Origin of the sequence: Oceanisphaera marina (genome assembly GCF_014643915.1) — a bacterium.
GTDB lineage: Bacteria > Pseudomonadota > Gammaproteobacteria > Enterobacterales > Aeromonadaceae > Oceanimonas > Oceanimonas marina.
Map to the genome: position 1 here is coordinate 74,349 of NZ_BMKE01000001.1, position 16,889 is coordinate 91,237.

15 protein-coding genes are annotated in these 16,889 nt (G+C 56.5%); 6 read left to right on the plus strand and 9 right to left on the minus strand.

Features of this window, described 5'->3' with window-relative positions; genetic code table 11:
* Positions 1-120 precede the first annotated feature (120 nt).
* Complete coding sequence (locus tag IEW52_RS00395) at positions 121-1,287, plus strand: hypothetical protein (RefSeq protein ID WP_188628103.1); 1,167 nt, start codon at positions 121-123, stop codon at positions 1,285-1,287.
* Here the strand turns inward: IEW52_RS00395 and IEW52_RS00400 are convergent.
* Positions 1,227-2,288: a T6SS phospholipase effector Tle1-like catalytic domain-containing protein gene (locus tag IEW52_RS00400; protein WP_188628104.1), complete on the minus strand. Its 1,062-nt coding sequence runs from the start codon at positions 2,286-2,288 to the stop codon at positions 1,227-1,229. The two genes, IEW52_RS00395 and IEW52_RS00400, sit on opposite strands and share 61 nt — an antisense overlap.
* Before the next feature lie 524 nt (positions 2,289-2,812).
* On the opposite strand from IEW52_RS00400, the gene IEW52_RS00405 reads away from it, so the two are divergent.
* A complete protein-coding gene (locus IEW52_RS00405) occupies positions 2,813-3,166 on the plus strand; it encodes a thioredoxin domain-containing protein (RefSeq protein ID WP_188628105.1) in 354 nt (117 codons plus the stop codon).
* A 146-nt stretch (positions 3,167-3,312) separates the two neighbouring features.
* On the opposite strand, the gene IEW52_RS00410 is transcribed toward IEW52_RS00405, so the two are convergent.
* The 8 genes from IEW52_RS00410 to aptA form a co-directional block, all read right to left on the minus strand.
* Entirely contained in the window at positions 3,313-4,089 is a 777-nt protein-coding gene (locus tag IEW52_RS00410; RefSeq protein WP_188628106.1) for a glucose 1-dehydrogenase, read from the minus strand.
* Positions 4,090-4,256: 167 nt separating this feature from the next.
* Entirely contained in the window at positions 4,257-5,651 is a 1,395-nt protein-coding gene (locus tag IEW52_RS00415; protein WP_188628107.1) for a serine hydrolase domain-containing protein, read from the minus strand.
* 185 nt (positions 5,652-5,836) lie between these two features.
* On the minus strand, positions 5,837-6,814 hold the full coding sequence (locus tag IEW52_RS00420) for a calcium/sodium antiporter (protein WP_188628108.1): 978 nt from the start codon (positions 6,812-6,814) through the stop codon (positions 5,837-5,839).
* 450 nt (positions 6,815-7,264) lie between these two features.
* Entirely contained in the window at positions 7,265-7,756 is a 492-nt protein-coding gene (locus IEW52_RS00425) for a hypothetical protein (RefSeq protein WP_188628109.1), read from the minus strand.
* Positions 7,757-7,809: 53 nt separating this feature from the next.
* The gene (locus tag IEW52_RS00430; protein WP_188628110.1) at positions 7,810-9,357 is read right to left on the minus strand and encodes a sodium/proline symporter; all 1,548 of its coding nucleotides are present in this window, start codon (positions 9,355-9,357) and stop codon (positions 7,810-7,812) included.
* Positions 9,350-9,493, minus strand: a complete 144-nt coding sequence (locus IEW52_RS00435) for a hypothetical protein (RefSeq protein ID WP_188628111.1) — start codon at positions 9,491-9,493, stop codon at positions 9,350-9,352. Before IEW52_RS00435 ends, IEW52_RS00430 begins: the two co-directional genes overlap by 8 nt.
* A 144-nt stretch (positions 9,494-9,637) precedes the next feature.
* Positions 9,638-11,128 carry a CoA-acylating methylmalonate-semialdehyde dehydrogenase gene (locus IEW52_RS00440; protein ID WP_188628112.1) on the minus strand — a complete coding sequence of 497 codons (1,491 nt, stop codon included), beginning with the start codon at positions 11,126-11,128 and terminating at the stop codon, positions 9,638-9,640.
* A gap of 81 nt (positions 11,129-11,209) precedes the next feature.
* Complete coding sequence (gene aptA, locus IEW52_RS00445) at positions 11,210-12,562, minus strand: omega-aminotransferase AptA (protein WP_308424510.1); 1,353 nt, start codon at positions 12,560-12,562, stop codon at positions 11,210-11,212.
* A 296-nt stretch (positions 12,563-12,858) separates the two neighbouring features.
* On the opposite strand from aptA, the gene IEW52_RS00450 reads away from it, so the two are divergent.
* From IEW52_RS00450 to IEW52_RS00465, 4 genes are all read left to right on the plus strand, one after another.
* On the plus strand, positions 12,859-13,782 hold the full coding sequence (locus tag IEW52_RS00450) for a LysR family transcriptional regulator (protein ID WP_188628113.1): 924 nt from the start codon (positions 12,859-12,861) through the stop codon (positions 13,780-13,782).
* A gap of 170 nt (positions 13,783-13,952) precedes the next feature.
* Positions 13,953-15,374, plus strand: coding sequence for a copper-containing nitrite reductase (gene nirK, locus IEW52_RS00455; RefSeq protein WP_188628114.1), 1,422 nt, complete (start codon positions 13,953-13,955; stop codon positions 15,372-15,374).
* Entirely contained in the window at positions 15,374-16,150 is a 777-nt protein-coding gene (locus IEW52_RS00460; RefSeq protein WP_188628115.1) for a formylglycine-generating enzyme family protein, read from the plus strand. Before nirK ends, IEW52_RS00460 begins: the two co-directional genes overlap by 1 nt.
* Positions 16,147-16,743, plus strand: coding sequence for an SCO family protein (locus IEW52_RS00465; RefSeq protein WP_188628116.1), 597 nt, complete (start codon positions 16,147-16,149; stop codon positions 16,741-16,743). The genes IEW52_RS00460 and IEW52_RS00465 overlap by 4 nt, the downstream gene beginning before the upstream one ends.
* The last annotated feature ends 146 nt before the right edge of the window (positions 16,744-16,889 follow it).

Here is a 16,889-nt window from a genome sequence, read left to right on the forward strand (position 1 = left end):
AATGATTTATGCGACGTCAGTATCCACGTATTGGATTAGCGGGCTTTGCCATTAACGGTTGTAGGCTTGCTACAAAACGGATATACCCCTGTGTGTTGTTTGATATTGATGGATGAATCTGTGAAAAAGCTCGTTATCATTTGTGGTGTGGCGCTGTTATTGGCCGCTGTATTCAGTGTGGCCGTGCGCCCGGTGCCCATCGAGCAGAAACTGATACAGATCCAGGCCGGCGACAGGCTGAAAGAATTTCCCGGCATTGAAGAAGAACCACTCAGGGTTCAGGCCATACTGCTGGATCTGGCCGATGACCCGCTGCTGCGGGTAAAGGCGCAGGCGGCGTTTATACGTTATCCGAACATGGCCCGCGGTGTGTTTTCACTCTACGGTGCAGAGCCTGAATTTCAGGATATTCTGCGCCGCTATGGTGAAACCGTGCTGCCGCCTATTCATCATTTTATGACCCGCCCCATTTACAGCATTGAGCTGATCAATAAGGCGGACCAGGGCTATCAGGCGCTCAAGCAGTTTTTTACCGGTGCGGCAAAAAGTGCCGATGCTCCAGAGGCCCCTTCGAGCCAGTATCAGGCGCTTTCTTCACAACAGCGGGGCTGGTTTGCCGTTAACTTCATCAAGCAAGAAGGCCATGACTTTCTTGGCCAGTTTGTGGTGGACGACCAGGGTGAAACCCAGTGGGTAATGACCGAACGCATGCTGGAAGGACTGAACCAGTTTTTTACCAGCGGCATTCGCAGCCTGGAAACCAAATACCGCGCTGGTGAAGAAGTTACCGCCGGTGATTTTGGCTGGGCATCGGTCGATGTGCTGGTGTTAACGAGCGCAGTCAAGGTATTGAATATGGGCCGTGCCGCCGCGGTGACCACCCAGAGTGCCAGCCGGGCCACCCGCTCGGCGGCCCTGGCGGCTCGGGTAAGCCAGGGTGGGCGTATGGTGCTGAGCAGTGCCCGATATGCAAAATGGCCGCTGTTTATCGGTGCCGGTTATCTGGTAATGACCCACCCCAGCCTGATCAGTGATGTGCTGGCCGGGGTCGCCAAGGTGCTCGGCTATCCCGTGCTGGCGGTGCAGTTTGCCGGGTGGCTGTTGCTGTTGATTCCGCTGCTTTACCTAGGCAGTTGGCTGCTCTGGCTGTTTGGCCCGCTACTCATGGGCGTGTTGCGGGTAGCTCATTTCATACTGGCCAGGCTGAGTGGCCGGGCACGCCGGGCTTATGTTGGCGTTGGGGTCGGGGGAAGCAGCTCGGCGTTGCTCAGGGAGCGAGGCCGGTAGTTGTCTACGCGTTGCCAGCGCGCCCATACCGACGGGTCTATGCTCACGCCCACCGCCAGGTTGCCGGCGTTATCGCGAAAAATGTCTCGATAATAACGGCCATCGCCCTGATGAAACCAGCGCCGGTAACGCCTATAAAAGCCCGCCAAAAACTCGCTGAACGAGTCGTGTGGCGCACTCAGCCAGGCATATTCTGCCGGGATCACAGGCGTAAGCACCAGGCCGGCGGCCATGGCTTTTTGCTGCATCCAGGCCAAAGGTAAATCGGCCAGCGGATCATTATGGTAGCCGCCGCCCACATTGGCGTGGGCACCAATAAACCAGCGTTGCTCCACCGCTAGTTGCTCGGGCTTCTTTTGGCCGTTGGGGCTTATCCAGGGCACGGTGTTGTACACGGCTCTGTGCTCGTCCAGGGCAATGGCCTGGTAGGCCCGCTCCACGATTTTTGACAATTTGGTATCGTGCCAGGAGTAGGTTCCCCGCTCCGAAATCAGGGTACCGGGAATGCCCAGGGCCCCTACTGTGTCCCACACGCCCAGCAGGTGTATCTTGATTTCTCGGCTGTAAAGGTCTCGAAACTGGCGGCAGAGCGCATCATCGGGGGCGGCGCTTTTATTGCGGTATAATCGTTCGGCGGCCGCCAGCTGAATGGGCGTAATAATGCGCAGCAAACCGCATTTACGGATCATGCCCACCATGCTGCGTGCGGTATAGGCACCGCGACTGAAGCCGAACACCCACACCTCGTCGCCTGGCTGATAATGCCGTGCCAGCCAGTCGTAGCCCAGGCACAGGTTTTGGCTTAAGCCCACGCCAAACATGCCGCCCAACAGGCGAGTGGCATCCGTGGTGCCCACGCCCGGGCTGTAAAAAAAACGCTGGCGACGTTCGCCATCAAAGGGCGCTATGCTGCGCGCCAGCTTGATGACGTTGGTATTGTTTTGCGGGTCGTTCCAGGTGCCGTCGAACAGCAGCACCAATCGTTGTGGCTGGTATGACATAGGCAGGCTCTCGAGTTCAATTGATGCATATAGCGTATGCCAGATTGGAGAGCACAGTGTTGATCTGAAATCCGTGAAAGGGAAAACATGGCGCCCTGCGCCGAGCTAAACAGATTCATTGGGGAATGGGGAATGGAAAAAGATCTTAAGGCACTTCTTGCCACCGAATACACGGAAAAACACGGAAGAATAAAATTTTTCAATGGACTCAGTGAATTCCATGGCAGATCTGATGTTTAGTCGTTACGCCGTCATGCTGACGGACATCAGGATGGCGGGGTTGGATTCAGGATTTGCAGAGCCCGATTCCTTGAACCGCTTTAAGGTCTGCTCTCTGTTTTTCCGTGGGCTCTGCGCTCTTTCACTGCGAAAGGTGTTTAACATCCCGCTGAGGCGGGACTGCCAGCTAAAGCGGCAGGCTACAAAGATCACGGGTTCGGGGACTTATAGTTAACTTATAAAGTACAGCTGACAGCTTAACGCTTTGTTTTAGCCATCCCCCTCACCTTCAAGAGGAGTTTTATATGCTGATTGTGACTGATCAGGCGCAGTTGGACAGTTTGTTGGCCGAGCATTCGGCGGTGCTGGTGTTGTATGGCGGCCAGGCTTGCGGCGTGTGTCAGGCGCTAAAGCCGCAACTGCAACGGCTGCTGGCGGAGCAGTTCCCCTACATGCAGGCCTGTTATGTCGACTGCCAGACAAGGGGCAGCGCCTTGTGTGCCCAGCAGCGCATTATGGCGCTGCCGGTAGTGCAAATCTGGTTTGAGGGCAGTCGCTTTACCGAGTTTTTCAAGGTGTTTTCGTTGGCTGATATAAAGGCCGCGCTGGACAGGCCCTACTCGCTGTTGTTTGATGACAGCTTGAATAGCGGCAACTGAAGCAAACCACGAATCTGCCCGTTCGTAGCGGTCGAATAAATTCGACCTTACCGTCGCCGACCCCGCCGGTGACCATTTAAATAAAAACGCCGTGCTCTCTGGCACGCCGTTTTTGGTTGTTCGGGGCTGATTAACCGAAGAGTTGTTTAATCCAGGGTTTGTACGCCGCCACCGTTGACGAACAGTACCTGCCCACTCACCCACTTGGAGATGGGGGCGGCAAAGTACAGTACGGCACCGGCGATGTCTTCCGGCTCGCCCAGGCGCTTGATTGGGGTGTGGGAGAGCATGGTGGCTTCAATTTCCGGTGTGAGTACCGAGGCCAGGGCATCGGTTCTTACCGCCCCCGGGCCCACGGCGTTCACCCGAATGCCGGCGGGGCCATAGTCGAAGGCCAGGTTGGCGGTCATGTGGTTGATGGCCGCCTTGGACGAGGCATAGGCGCTGATGGCCGGGCTTTTGTTGATCGAGCTCATCGACGACATATTGATGATGGAGCCGTAACCGGCATTCTCCATGTGCGGCGCGCACAGCTGGGCCAGGCGCCAGTTGCTGAACACGTTGAGCTCAAATGTATGGGCAAACTGCTCTACCGTCAGCGTGGCGGGGCTTTCACGACCTGCACCGCCGCCACCCACGTTGTTCACCAGAATATTGATCTGGCCAAACTCGGCCAGGGTGGCATCGACCAGGCCGGTCAGGTCTTCATCTTTGGTGACATCGCAGGCCACGGCCCTGGCCTGGCCGCCGTCTTTACGGATCTGCTCGGCGGTGGCTTCGGCGGCTTCCAGGTTAAAGTCGGCCACCACTATGCTGGCACCATGAGCGGCCAGCATCTCACTGCAGCCCTTGCCAATGCCCTTGGCACCGCCGGTGATAATGGCCACTTTACCGTTGAGATCGAACAAGCTTGCTGGATTCATGATGTAGTCCTCTCGATTTTAAAAAAATTGCTGCCACGAAAAGCAAGCATCAGAGTGATGGGTAACACCAAACCTGAAACCGGTCGAATGAATTCGACCCTACGATTTATGATGCTGCGGTGTATCTTTCGCTCTTCATCTGGCCTTGCCTTTCGGTTACTGAACGCTTACGGCTGCGCGACGGGCTTTGCCATCAGATGATCGGCCACGGCCTGGTAGGCCGGCAGAGACGTGGGGTCGTTGGCACCATTGGCCGCCACCGGATGCGAGGCAAAGCGCACCAGCACCATCTCGGCGGCGGGGTCGATATAAATGGTCTGGCCATGCACGCCGCGGGCGGCAAAGGCGCCATTGGCATTATGGGTCACCCACCACATGTTGCGATAAGACCAGCCTTTCAGTTTGTCGTATCCGGCTTTGGCAAAGGCGTCTTTGCTGCCGCCCTTGCGAATATCGTCGATGGCGGTGGCCGGTACTATCTGCTCACCCAGCCACTGCCCCCGGTTGCGGATCAACTCGCCAAAACGCGCCATGTCGCGCAACCCGGCACTCAGGCCGCCACCGGCAAACGGAATGCCCAGCTCATCCACCTGATAATAGGCGTCCTGCTCCATACCGATGCGCCGCCAGATTTTTTCCGACAGCAGTTCGGCCACCGACTGTCCGGTTGCACGCGAAATAATCCAGCCCAGGGCGTCGCTGTTAATGGTTTTATAACCAAAAGCCTGACCATGTTCGCCCTGCTTGTTCACCCGGGTTAAATACTCGAAATACCCCACTGGGCCGGTGTAATCGGCGGGCTTGGGCAAAGGATTGCCGGCAGCCGAGTATTCCCACACCTCGGCCTTGGGATCGGCATAATCTTCGCTGTATTGCAGCCCGGTGGTCATGTCCATCACCTGGCGCACGGTGGCATCGCCAAAGGCCGAGTCTTTCAGTTCGGGCACGTATTCCACGACTGCTTTGCTTGGATCCAGCGCGCCTTCGGCCACCAGCATCGCCGCCAGGGTACCGGTAAAGGATTTGGTCACCGACATGGCGGCGTGCTTGTTATCTTCTTTCAGGGAGCCAAAGTAGCGCTCATAGACCACTTCACCCTGGTGCAGAATAAGCATGCCGTCGGTGTAGTTATGCCACAGCGAGTCTGCAAAGCTCATCGGCTGCTTGCTGTTCCAGGGTAAAAATTGCAGGCTGTCGATCAGCGGATCCAGCCGGTATGCCAGCGGCTGTGGAGCCGCCAGGCCGCGTGATACGGCTACCGTGGGCAAGAACTGGCGCATGTGAGTAACGCTGTAACGCAGCGCCGGAAATTCAAAAAACGAGCCATCGGCCGCTTTCAGCCGTTTGTCGGGCGCGGGCGGAAAACCCTGCATCCAACCCATGTTATTGGGATCACTGTCTTGGGCCGACAGTGGCGTCGCTGTCGGTGCCGAGGTCTCTGCGGCCTGAGCCAGACCACCCGAGGTGAGCAGGGGCAGGCTGCACAGCAGGCCACAAAAAAACGTCCGATAGGATGAGAATGTGCCAAAACGCGTGCCGTGCAGATCAATAAACTCGCTCATGAGGGCTCCTGTTTAGCGAATAAACAAACCATATCGATTCAGTGTAGTTACTTCCAGACGCTATATGGCGACTTATCAAGACCAATGGTTTGAGACCTATGAGCAGCTTACCTCATGATTCGGCGCATAAAAAAACGCATCCGCCCATTATGGGCGGATGCGTTTGATAACAAGGGTCTCGACGGTTATACCGCGCTGAGTACGCCTTGTGCCAGCCAGCCGGTGTAGGCCAGGTAAATGGCGAGCAGCAAGCCCCCTTCAATGCGGTTGATGCGCGCCGGCCGCCCCCTGAAGCCGTACCCCAGCACAAACAACGACAGGGTCAGCCCTATCATCACCACAAAGTCACGGCTGATCACTTCGCTGGCCACGTCCAGAGGATGAATGACACCTGCCAGACCGACCACCGCCAGGGTGTTGAACAGGTTGGAGCCAATCACGTTACCGATGGCCAGGTCGTGCTGATTTTTACGAATCGCGGCAATGGAGGAAGCCAGCTCGGGCAGCGAGGTACCGATGGCGACTATGGTCAGGCCGATAATCAGATCACTGACGCCAAAGGCATGGGCAATATTCACCGCGCCCCATACCAGTATCCGGGAACTGACCACCAACAGCAGCAAACCGAATACCAGCCAGAAGATCGCCTGTTTGAGGGTCATCAGGTTTTCGTCCAGCTCTTTCACCTCTTCGCCGGTCATGCTGTCTTTGCCGTCGTTCATGCCCTGTTTGATGCTCCAGGCCATTAACAGCACAAACACCACCAGCAGCACGATGGCATCGGTACGCGCCAGCATGCCGTTCCACAGCAATGCCAACGACAGCAAGGTGATCACCAGTAAAATGGGCAGCTCTTTACGCAGCACCTGAGAGTGTACGGAAATGGGGCTGATCAGCGCCGTTATCCCCAATATCAACCCGATATTAGCAATGTTAGAGCCATAGCCATTACCCAGCGCCAGCCCCGGGTTTCCCTCCATGGCGGAAATGACCGACACCACAATTTCGGGCGCCGAGGTACCAAAACCCACAATCACCATACCAATCAGCAAAGGGGGCATGCCGGCATAACGGGCGGTGGCCGAAGCACCATCCACAAAACGATCGGCACTCCATACCAGTACCGCCAGGCCGAGCACGATGGCCGCAATAGACATCAGCATACAAAACCTCCTGTACTTGCCGGAGAGTCAGGAGTTAATTTATTGATTTTTTTAAATAAAATAGCAGTGGACAGCATAATGACTCTTAAGGGCGGGACCTTTATACCAGAGCCGCCCTATTCCCCGCCCGGCGAATAAGGTTGGCTCAGGTCTCATCAATCCAACAGGACACCATCACCATAAGCTTGTGGCTTAGAGATTGTTGACGATGGTTTCGGCTGGCGCCGAACGATTACTCCCCCAAGAAGCGCACATTGTGCCAGCTTGCGCCGGGCAAGAAAAGGCCTTGCAGCTGGCGATTGATGCGAAGGCAGGAGTCCAGTGCAGATAGACTATTACCCGAATACAGAAGGTACGCCGCAGAGCGCATAGCTCACCTTCGCGAAGGTGACCAGTACCAGGTGCCATGAACAATGAATACAACACAAAGCGACACCATGTACTTTGTTATCAAGCGGTCAGCAGGTGATAACCTCCGGTAATACCGTCCACCAGTACTTCCAGTTCAATATCCTCCTTGCCATAAGTACCGGCCACTACCCACAGCGGCTTGAATACACGGTTCTGCTCGGTAATGACGGGTTTCACATATTGCAAAGTACGTTTTTTATGCACCACCGCATGGGCACTGTAACGCAAGGCTCGAAGGGCTGCAGCCGACATGGCCATAGCACTTTCCACTACCTTGTCTTCTACCGCCAAACGTTCGATTCTCAGTGGATCGCAGGTGGCGGCCACGCCATCGCAAAGATTAACCAGACACTGTAACTTGATTTGCTGCTGACGCCACAAAGTGCGCAAGCTGCAATCCACCTGAAACCACGCATAGGGAAACCAGACCGGATCACACCGGTTCACTCTAAAATCACCAGGCCATTGCTCTACCAGAGCTGTGGCATCTTCCCTGGAAAGACGCCGGCTAATTGTCTGTATTGTCTGCATATTCTACCTCGTAGAAAAGGCGGATATCATCCGCCCCTAGCTTTACTCTGTAGTCAGGCCGGACGCAGCTGCTTGGCTTCGCCAGACAGAGAGAAGTCCTGCTTATTCAACAGATGAGCCGGCAATGCCCGCAGGCTCGCACTTTCATCCATGGCTTCCAGAATGTAATCCGGCACCGGGTAGCGCTGCTGGGTCAGCAGACTGACCGATACCATGCTGACGCAGGAGCAGACCACACCTACCAGCATCGGATGCAGACCAGTACTGGCGCTCATATCCAGTAGCTCCCACAGGAAGGAGCTTCCCGCCCCCATCAGCATGGAGGCAATGGCACCCGGGGTGTTGGCTTTTTTCCACCAGACTGCCGCCACATAAGCCGGCAAAAAGGCACTGCCCAATACTGTGGTAGTGAAGATCACTATGGTGAAGATTCCAGGGGGTTGGAGCAGAGCAATAGCATAACCACAGGTTCCCATAACCAGCACGATGAGGCGCGATACCCACACCATTTGTCGTTCACTCATATCCGGGTTGATGAACCGCTGATAGATGTCTCGGGAGGCAATGGATCCGGTCTGCAGCAGCAGCGAGTCGGCGGTGGACATAATGGCTGCCATGATGGCCGCCATCACAATCCCCACCACAGCCGGGGGCAGCAGCGCTTCAGCGGTCGCAAAGATTGCCATTTCAGGATCGGCGATATTAGGCACGATAAGAATGGCCAGCAAGCCAATAAAGTAAGGCGCGGTCACAAACATAAGATTCCAGATCGTGGAATAGACGCCAGCCTTGCGAGCGGTCAGCGGGCTGCTCATCGCCATGTGCCGAGTCACCACATGAGGCCAGCCCATATAGCCAATGGAAAACACAAAGAAGGCACCCACAACAATACCCCACTGGCCTTCGTTTTCTAGGCCCCTTCCCCAGATGGATAGCAAGGTCGGATCCAGTTCAGCCAGAGCTGCGTGAGCCGCCACAGGTCCACCGACATGATCCAGTGCGGCGAACAGCACCCACATAACGCCCACCACCATGATCAGGGCCTGTACCAGATCCGTATAGGCAACCGCCGCATAGCCACCCATGAAGGTGTACATGATAATCACCGCCACCGCGATCAATAGTGACCAGGCATAAGGGAGACCGGTGACCATTTCCAGCCCCTTGCCACCGGCAATAAACTGCGCCAGTACGTAGAAAAACAACAGGAACACCGACAGGCTGGCTCCTATCATGCGAACCCAGCGGGAGGGATAACGTTTTTCCAAGTATTCGATTGAGGTTAGCGCCCCCAGCAACTGGGACAGCTTGCGCATGCGTCGCCCAATCACGGACAAGTTAAGTACTCCACCGCCAATATCCCCGGCTGCAAACCAGTAGCTCCAATATCCCTGGGTATAACTAAGAGAGCCGGCCCCGAGAAACATGTAGCCGCTCATGGAAGTAGACTGCAACGTCAGTGCGGTCACCAAAGGACCGACCTGACGCCCACCCAGCATATACTCCTCCAGGTTGCTACCAGCTCCTCGGCGCATGGCCCAGAGACCGATCATCAGCATTGATGAAAAATACAACAACAAAAAGACAATGGTGCTACTCATGATCATTTCTCCCCTTTTCTTGTTGCTCATCTTTCCAATGGCGGCTGACCCACATAAAGCCCAGGGTATAAAGTACCCAAAATAGAGGAATGCCAAAGACCATTAGTGCGGTGGCGGTTGGTAAGCCTAACGTCATAAAAAACCTCCTGTTTATTACTCAGTTATTATGCCGAATATCCTTTCGTCTAAACGCTCGCACAAACAAAGAGTGCGCCACCTGACGCACAGATACTTCATCAGAAAAAATAAAGGCCGCCTGCAAGGGCGACCTAAAAATGGGTTACATACTCGGAAAGGCAAAATCCGAAGCCTGGTGGCTGGCGCGTTCCGGCCAGCGCTGGGTGATGGTCTTGCGCCGGGTATAGAAACGCACCGAGTCGGGGCCATAGGCCGCCAGGTCACCAAACAGCGAGCGTTTCCAGCCGCCAAAGCTGTGGTAAGACACGGGCACAGGCAGCGGCACATTGATGCCGACCATGCCCACTTCTATTTCGTCGCCAAACATCCGGGAGGCTTCGCCGTCGCGGGTGAAAATGCAGGTACCGTTGCCGTATTCGTGGGCATTGATAAGCTCGATAGCGGCTTCCAGGCTGTCGACCCGTACAACGCACAGCACGGGGCCAAAAATCTCTTCCTGGTAGATGCTCATCTCGGGAGTCACCCGGTCGAACAGGCAGCCACCGAGAAAGTAGCCTCCTTCATGGCCGGGCACTGTCAGACCGCGGCCGTCCACGGTAAGCGCCGCACCCTGCTCTACCCCGGCACTGATGTAGCCTTCAATTTTGGCCAGGTGCTCTTTGCTGATAACGGGGCCCATGTCCTGGCCACTTTGGGTACCGGGGCCGATTTTAAGGGCGCGGATCTGCGGCTCCAGCCTGGCGATCAACGCATCGGCCACCGCATCCCCTACGCACACCGCCACCGATATGGCCATACAACGCTCGCCGCAAGAGCCATAGGCGGCGCCCATCAGGGCATTGGCGGCACTATCAAGATCCGCATCCGGCATCAGCACCGCATGGTTTTTGGCGCCTCCCAGTGCCTGAACCCGCTTGCCGTTGGCGGTGCCCTGGGCGTAGATATATTCCGCCACCGGGGTAGAGCCAACGAAGCTGATGGCCTTGACGTCTTTGTGGGTCAGCAAGGCATCGACCACCGTCTTGTTGCCGTGCACAACGCCAATCACTCCCTTTGGCAGGCCGGCCTCTTCCAGCAATTGGGCGATCAATAACGAAGAGCCGGGATCTTTTTCCGACGGCTTGAGAATAAAGCAGTTACCACAGGCGATAGCCATGGGCAGCATCCAGAGCGGCACCATGGCCGGAAAGTTGAACGGTGTGATGCCGGCCACCACGCCCAGCGGCTGAAAATCGGACCAGGCATCGATATTGGGGCCCACGTTTCGGGTGTAGTCACCTTTCAGCAGCTCGGGCACGCCACAGGCGTATTCCACGTTTTCGATACCCCGTTGCAGCTCACCTCGGGCATCTTCCAGCGTCTTGCCGTGCTCTTCGCTGATCAACGCGCAGATATCATCGGCTCGGTCTTCCAGCAACTGCTTGAAGCGGAACATCACCCGCGCACGTTTAGCCGGTGGCGTGTCACGCCAGGCCGGAAACGCCGCCCTGGCAACGGCGACCGCCTCGGTAACCTGGCTTTCGTCGCCCATGGATAGCTGACTGCACACCTGGCCGGTAGACGGGTTATAGACGTCCAGGGTGGTGGTGCTGTGGTGGCGCTCGCCATTGATCAGGTGTGGAATAATGTTCATTTAGTGATCCTTGTGTTTGTTAATCTTGAAAAGTATTTGGTCTCAAGCTCGAATAGTTTCCGGTGACTCCGACACTTACCGCTATGACTGGGCCTTCAGGGTACGGTGCACCGCATTGAACAGCTGCTCCAGCTCGTCCGGTGTCGAAATAAAAGGCGGTCCAAACTGCAGGGTATCGCCGCCAAAGCGCACGTAGTACCCCTGCTGCCACAGGCTGAGGGCCAGCTCCATCGGACGGCGAGCCGGCTCTCCGGGATACGGCGCCAGCTGCACCGCTCCGGCCAGACCACAGTTGCGGATGTCCACCACATGAGGCAGTCCCTTCAGACGGTGAATTTGCTCCTCAAACACCGGCATTAATGTGCGTACCTGACCCGGCATATCTTCATCAACCAGCACATCGAGGGATGCCATGGCCGCGGCACAGGCCACCGGATGGCCGGAATAGGTATAGCCATGGGGAAACTCCACCATGTAATCCGGACCGGGCTGATCCATAAAGGCCTGATAGATATGATCCTTCGCGATCACCGCCCCCATGGGGATCACGCCGTTGGTCAGCTGCTTGGCCAGGTTCATGATGTCGGGCACCACGCCAAAGGCCTCGGCACCAAACATGGCGCCCATCCGTCCCAGGCCGGTGATCACCTCGTCGAAAATCAGCAGAATATCGTGCTGATCGCACAATTCGCGCAGCCGCTGCAGGTAGCCCAACGGCGGTACTATGACCCCGGCCGACCCCGCCATGGGCTCGACGATCACGGCGGCAATGTTGGAGGCGTCGTGCAGCTCAATCATCTGCAACAAATGATCCGCCAGCTCGACACCGTACTCGGGTTGTCCCTTGCTGAAGGCATTTTCTGCCAGCAGGGTATGGGGCAGATGGTCCGCATCCAGAAGCTGGCCGTAGTGCTTGCGGTTGCCGCCAATGCCCCCCAGGCTGGTGCCCCCCATGTTCACCCCGTGGTAGCCTCGGGCCCGACCGATCAGTTTGGTCTTTTCCGGCTTGCCTTTGGCGCGCCAAAAGGCTCGCGCCATTTTCAGCGAGGTGTCGGTACACTCGGAGCCGGAGTTGGTGAAAAACACCCGGTTCAGATCTGCCGGCGCCAACCTGGCCAGCCGCTCGGCCAGCTCGAAAGCCAACGGATGCCCCATTTGAAAACCAGGAGCAAAATCCAGGATATTCAATTGATGCGTAATGGCCTCGTTGATTTTAGGGTGTTTGTGCCCCAGCCCCGTACACCAAAGGCCAGAGAGACTATCGAACAGCTTGTTGCCCCGGGTATCGGTAAACCAGGCTCCCTCGGCCTCGGCAATCAGCCGGGGAGCCGCCTTAAAGGCCCTGTTACCGGAAAATGGCATCCAGAAGGCGTCCAGATTCAACTGCTGGGCTTTGGCCTCTGCGGTTCGTTGCGTGTCAATCATGGTGTTCATCACAACTCCTTGTCATGTTCAGTCGCCTCACCGGCGTCACTAGATGACTGAAGCATGCTGCACGTTACATAAATGTTAAATGTAAACTTTATGAACTTCAGTTCACTGTTTACTTAACTTTACCCTGGCGTTATAAAATGGGAGGCAACAAAGCCGCAAGCTGGAAGCGGTCAGTTAAAGATAAACACCGTCTTTTGTAGCCGGCGCTTCAGTTGTCGGGACTGCGGAGCAGGGTGGTCTTAATAACATCCCGCCGAGACGGAAATACCAGAGTCGGTTGAATAAAGGAGTACATAATGGCGGAAGGAAAACAGCCGGTATTGAATCAGGTCAGCGATTTCGAATTGAAGCTGTTGAAGGTGTTCCGCACCGTGGCGGCCTGTGGCGGCTTTTCGGCGGCGGAAGTGAGCTTGGGTATCAGCCGGGCGGCGATCAGCATGCAGATGGCGGATCTGGAAAGCCGATTGGGATTCAAACTCTGCCAGCGCGGCCGGGCCGGTTTTGCCCTCACCGACGAAGGACGACGAGTGCTGGAGGCCAGCGATCGGCTGGTGGGGGCCATCGACCACTTCAAGGCCGAAATCAACGATCTGCACCAGCACCTGCGCGGCACCCTGGCCATCGGCATTACCGACAACCTGGTCAGCCACCCAGGCATGAAGATCACCCACGGTCTGGCCGCGCTCAAGGCCCGGGGGCCGGAGGTGAAGATCAATATTCACATGCAACCGTCGAACGATATAGAAATCGGCGTGCTCGACGGCCGGCTCAATGTGGGCGTGGTGCCCCGGGTGCGCGAGCTGCCAGGGCTGGATTACCTGCCGCTCTACGAAGAAAGCTCCAGCCTCTATTGCGCCGTTGGCCACCCGCTGTTTTCTGCGGACGACGAGGCCTGTCAATCTCTGACCGACTACGAGGTGGTGGTGCCCAGCTTCGCCCTGCCCGCCGAGGCGCAAGCACTGTATCGCCGTCATCCGCTGGGCGCGAAGGCCAACGATCGGGAAGGCATCATGTTTTTACTGCTTACCGGCTGTTATCTCGGCTACCTGCCCGACCATTATGCCCGTCCTTGGGTGGAACGCGGCCGCTTGAAAGCCTTGCAGCCGGAAAAAACCGGCTTTACCACCCGTTTTTGCGCCATTACCGCCCGCAGCCGCCGAGCCAATCTGGTGCTAGACACCTTTCTGGAAACGCTATTACCGCCCTCCTCTGCAGGCTGAGCCGCCTCTTCGGCGCTGTCTTTGTCTGCTGACTGCCGGAACGACTCGAATAAACAAGCTTGTTTATTGATCCACATCAGCTCAACTTGACTCTCTTTCATACAAACTGGCATTGCAGATACATATAATAATACCAAGTCGCTGACAATGCCGTATGCAGGGAGCCGTATATGAAACTCAACAAACTGGTTGCAGCACTGAGCTTTACCTTCGCCCTTTCCGCCCAGGCCGCCAGCCTGCCGGTAATAGACGCCGTATTGACTTCTCCTCCCATGGTGCCGCCGCCCATCACCCGGGATCACGCCGCCAAGGTGGTGGTGAAAATGGAAACCGTAGAAAAGGTGATGGAAATTGCCGATGGCGTGGAATACATGTTCTGGACCTTTGGCGGATCTGTACCCGGTCAGTTTCTGCGGGTGCGCGAGGGCGATGAGGTTGAGTTCCATCTCTCCAATCACCCCAGCTCCAAGATGCCCCACAACATCGACTTGCACGCGGTCACCGGCCCAGGTGGTGGTGCGGCCGCTTCCTTTACTGCGCCGGGCCACACCTCGGTATTCAATTTCAAGGCGCTTAACCCCGGGTTGTATGTGTATCACTGTGCCACGGCGCCGGTGGGCATGCACATTGCCAACGGTATGTATGGCTTGATCCTGGTCGAGCCAGAAGCAGGCTTGCCGCCGGTAGACAAGGAATATTACGTGATGCAGGGCGACTTCTATACCAAGGGCGCCTATGGCGAACAGGGACTGCAGTCGTTCGATATGGACAAGGCCATCAAGGAACAGCCGGACTATGTAGTGTTCAACGGTGCCGTAGGCGCGCTGAATGGCGAAAAGGCACTGACCGCCAACGTAGGCGAAACCGTGCGGCTTTTTGTGGGCAACGGCGGGCCTAACCTGGTGTCGTCTTTCCATGTCATCGGCGAGATTTTCGACAAAGTCAACGTAGAGGGTGGCAATCTGCAGAACGAAAACGTGCAAACCACCCTGGTGCCCGCCGGTGGCGCCGCCGTGGCCGAGTTCAAGCTGGAGGTGCCCGGCAACTTCATTCTGGTGGATCACTCCATCTTTCGGGCCTTCAACAAGGGGGCACTCGGCATGATGACGGTAGACGGCCCCGAAGATAAAATCGTCTATTCCGGCAAGGTGGCCGAAAACGTCTACCTGCCCGAAGGCTCGGCGATACAGAGCATTCCCAACGGTCATCCCAAACTGGTCGCCAACAACAAGGACGACCAGTTGCTGTACGGCAAGCGGGTGTATGAGGCCAACTGTCAGGCCTGTCACCAGGCCGACGGCAAGGGCATCCCCGGCGCCTTTCCTCCGCTGGCCAATTCAGACTTCCTGAATGCCGATACCACCCGGGCGATTGACGTGGTGATCCATGGCCTGAAAGGCCCTATCAAGGTGAATGGTCAGGCCTTCGACAGCATTATGCCCGCCATGAGCCTCACCGACGAGGATACCGCCAACGCCCTGACCTATGTGCTGAATAGTTGGGGGAATAACGGTACCGCCATTAGCCCGGAACAGGTGGAAAAACGCCGCAATGAAGGCAAAGCCATCATTATGGAAGGGAGCGCTCACTAATGATGATGGCACTGCTGCTTGGCATGACGGCATTGCAGGCATCGGTGCCAGGTATGGTCGAACTTCCCCGCGGGGAGGTTCGACCGCTTTACCTGACCAAAGACAGCCCGCTTACTCAAGTGGCACCATTTTGGCTGGATACCACCCCGGTGACCAACCGCCAGTTTGCCGATTTTGTGCGACGGCATTCAGGCTGGCAGCCCCAACAAATTCCTGCTCTGTTTGCCGAAGCACAGTATTTACGTCACTGGGCCGAACAAGGCCCAACCACAGAACAACAAGAGCAACCCGTCACTTATGTTTCCTGGTTTGCCGCCAGTGCCTATTGCCAGGCCCAGGGAAAACGTCTGCCAACAGTGTCGGAATGGGAATATGTGGCTCAGGCTTCGGAGCTGGCTGCCAACGGCAGTACAGAGCCTGGTTACACTCGGCGTATTTTGTCCTGGTATGCCCGCCCGGCCACCGCCACCCTGCCTGATGTGGGGCACAGCCCGGCCAACTACTGGCAAATACAGGATCTGCACGGTTTGGTATGGGAATGGACGCAAGACTTCAACTCAGCCCTGGTGACCGGCGAGTCGCGAGGAGACAGCTCGCTTGATCAGGGGTTGTTTTGTGGCTCGGCGGCCGCAGGCAGTGCCGACCCGTCCGATTATGCCGCTTTTATGCGCTTTGGTTTTCGCTCCAGCCTGAAGGCGCCTTATACCCTGCAAAACCTGGGATTCAGGTGTGCACAGGATCTGGCGCCACCCGAATCACCAGGAGAGACCCCATGAAGATATTGCAGATGTTGATGTTACTGGTCGTATTTAATGTGCACGCCGCCCTGCCGGGGGATTCGGTTTATCAGCTGACCAGCCAGTGGCAAAACCGTTATGACAACCCCGTTAACCTTGCCGAGCTGGCCGGAAAAAAGCAGATAGTAGCGTTGATCTATACCGACTGTATTACCGCCTGCCCGGTTATTGTATCGGACATGAAAGCCATACAAAAGGCACTCACTCCGGTGCAACAGCAGCAAGTGGGCTTTGTGTTGGTGTCGTTAACGCCCGCCCGGGATACCCCCAAAATCATGCGTCACTTCGCCAAAAAAAGAGGCCTGAACCAGCATTGGAGCCTGCTTAGCGGCCACGATGCAGACGTACGCACCCTGGCCATGGCACTGAGTATTCAGTATATGGGGTTGGCCGACGGTGACATTGCCCACTCCAATGCCATCAGCGTGCTGGACGAACAGGGGCGATTACAGTTTCAGCAAGTAGGTTTGCCCGGCGGACCAGAAGCCCTGATTAACAAGGTTTGGCCTCAGACAAAGCTGGAAGCCTTACGCGATACGCCATCAGTTAAAGACAAACCCGGCATTTTGTAGCCGGCGCTTCAGCTGCCGGGCCTGCGTTAGCAGGATGGTTTTAAACATCCCGCCGAGACGGGACTGCCAGCTGAAGCGGCAGACTACAAAACACACTACATCCTGTAGTCCGGCGCTTCAGCTGCCGGGCCTGCGTTGGCAGGATC

What these genes read in the sequence shown, in the direction of transcription:
- IEW52_RS00410 (WP_188628106.1), bottom strand. Translation starts at nt 4,089, where the DNA reads ATGAATCCAGCAAGCTTGTTCGATCTCAACGGTAAAGTGGCCATTATC.
- IEW52_RS00430 (WP_188628110.1), bottom strand. Translation starts at nt 9,357, where the DNA reads ATGAGTAGCACCATTGTCTTTTTGTTGTTGTATTTTTCATCAATGCTG.
- IEW52_RS00435 (WP_188628111.1), bottom strand. Translation starts at nt 9,493, where the DNA reads ATGACGTTAGGCTTACCAACCGCCACCGCACTAATGGTCTTTGGCATT.
- IEW52_RS00405 (WP_188628105.1), top strand. Translation starts at nt 2,813, where the DNA reads ATGCTGATTGTGACTGATCAGGCGCAGTTGGACAGTTTGTTGGCCGAG.
- aptA (WP_308424510.1), bottom strand. Translation starts at nt 12,562, where the DNA reads ATGAACACCATGATTGACACGCAACGAACCGCAGAGGCCAAAGCCCAG.
- IEW52_RS00420 (WP_188628108.1), bottom strand. Translation starts at nt 6,814, where the DNA reads ATGCTGATGTCTATTGCGGCCATCGTGCTCGGCCTGGCGGTACTGGTA.
- IEW52_RS00415 (WP_188628107.1), bottom strand. Translation starts at nt 5,651, where the DNA reads ATGAGCGAGTTTATTGATCTGCACGGCACGCGTTTTGGCACATTCTCA.
- nirK (WP_188628114.1), top strand. Translation starts at nt 13,953, where the DNA reads ATGAAACTCAACAAACTGGTTGCAGCACTGAGCTTTACCTTCGCCCTT.
- IEW52_RS00465 (WP_188628116.1), top strand. Translation starts at nt 16,147, where the DNA reads ATGAAGATATTGCAGATGTTGATGTTACTGGTCGTATTTAATGTGCAC.
- IEW52_RS00460 (WP_188628115.1), top strand. Translation starts at nt 15,374, where the DNA reads ATGATGATGGCACTGCTGCTTGGCATGACGGCATTGCAGGCATCGGTG.
- IEW52_RS00400 (WP_188628104.1), bottom strand. Translation starts at nt 2,288, where the DNA reads ATGTCATACCAGCCACAACGATTGGTGCTGCTGTTCGACGGCACCTGG.
- IEW52_RS00440 (WP_188628112.1), bottom strand. Translation starts at nt 11,128, where the DNA reads ATGAACATTATTCCACACCTGATCAATGGCGAGCGCCACCACAGCACC.
- IEW52_RS00425 (WP_188628109.1), bottom strand. Translation starts at nt 7,756, where the DNA reads ATGCAGACAATACAGACAATTAGCCGGCGTCTTTCCAGGGAAGATGCC.
- IEW52_RS00450 (WP_188628113.1), top strand. Translation starts at nt 12,859, where the DNA reads ATGGCGGAAGGAAAACAGCCGGTATTGAATCAGGTCAGCGATTTCGAA.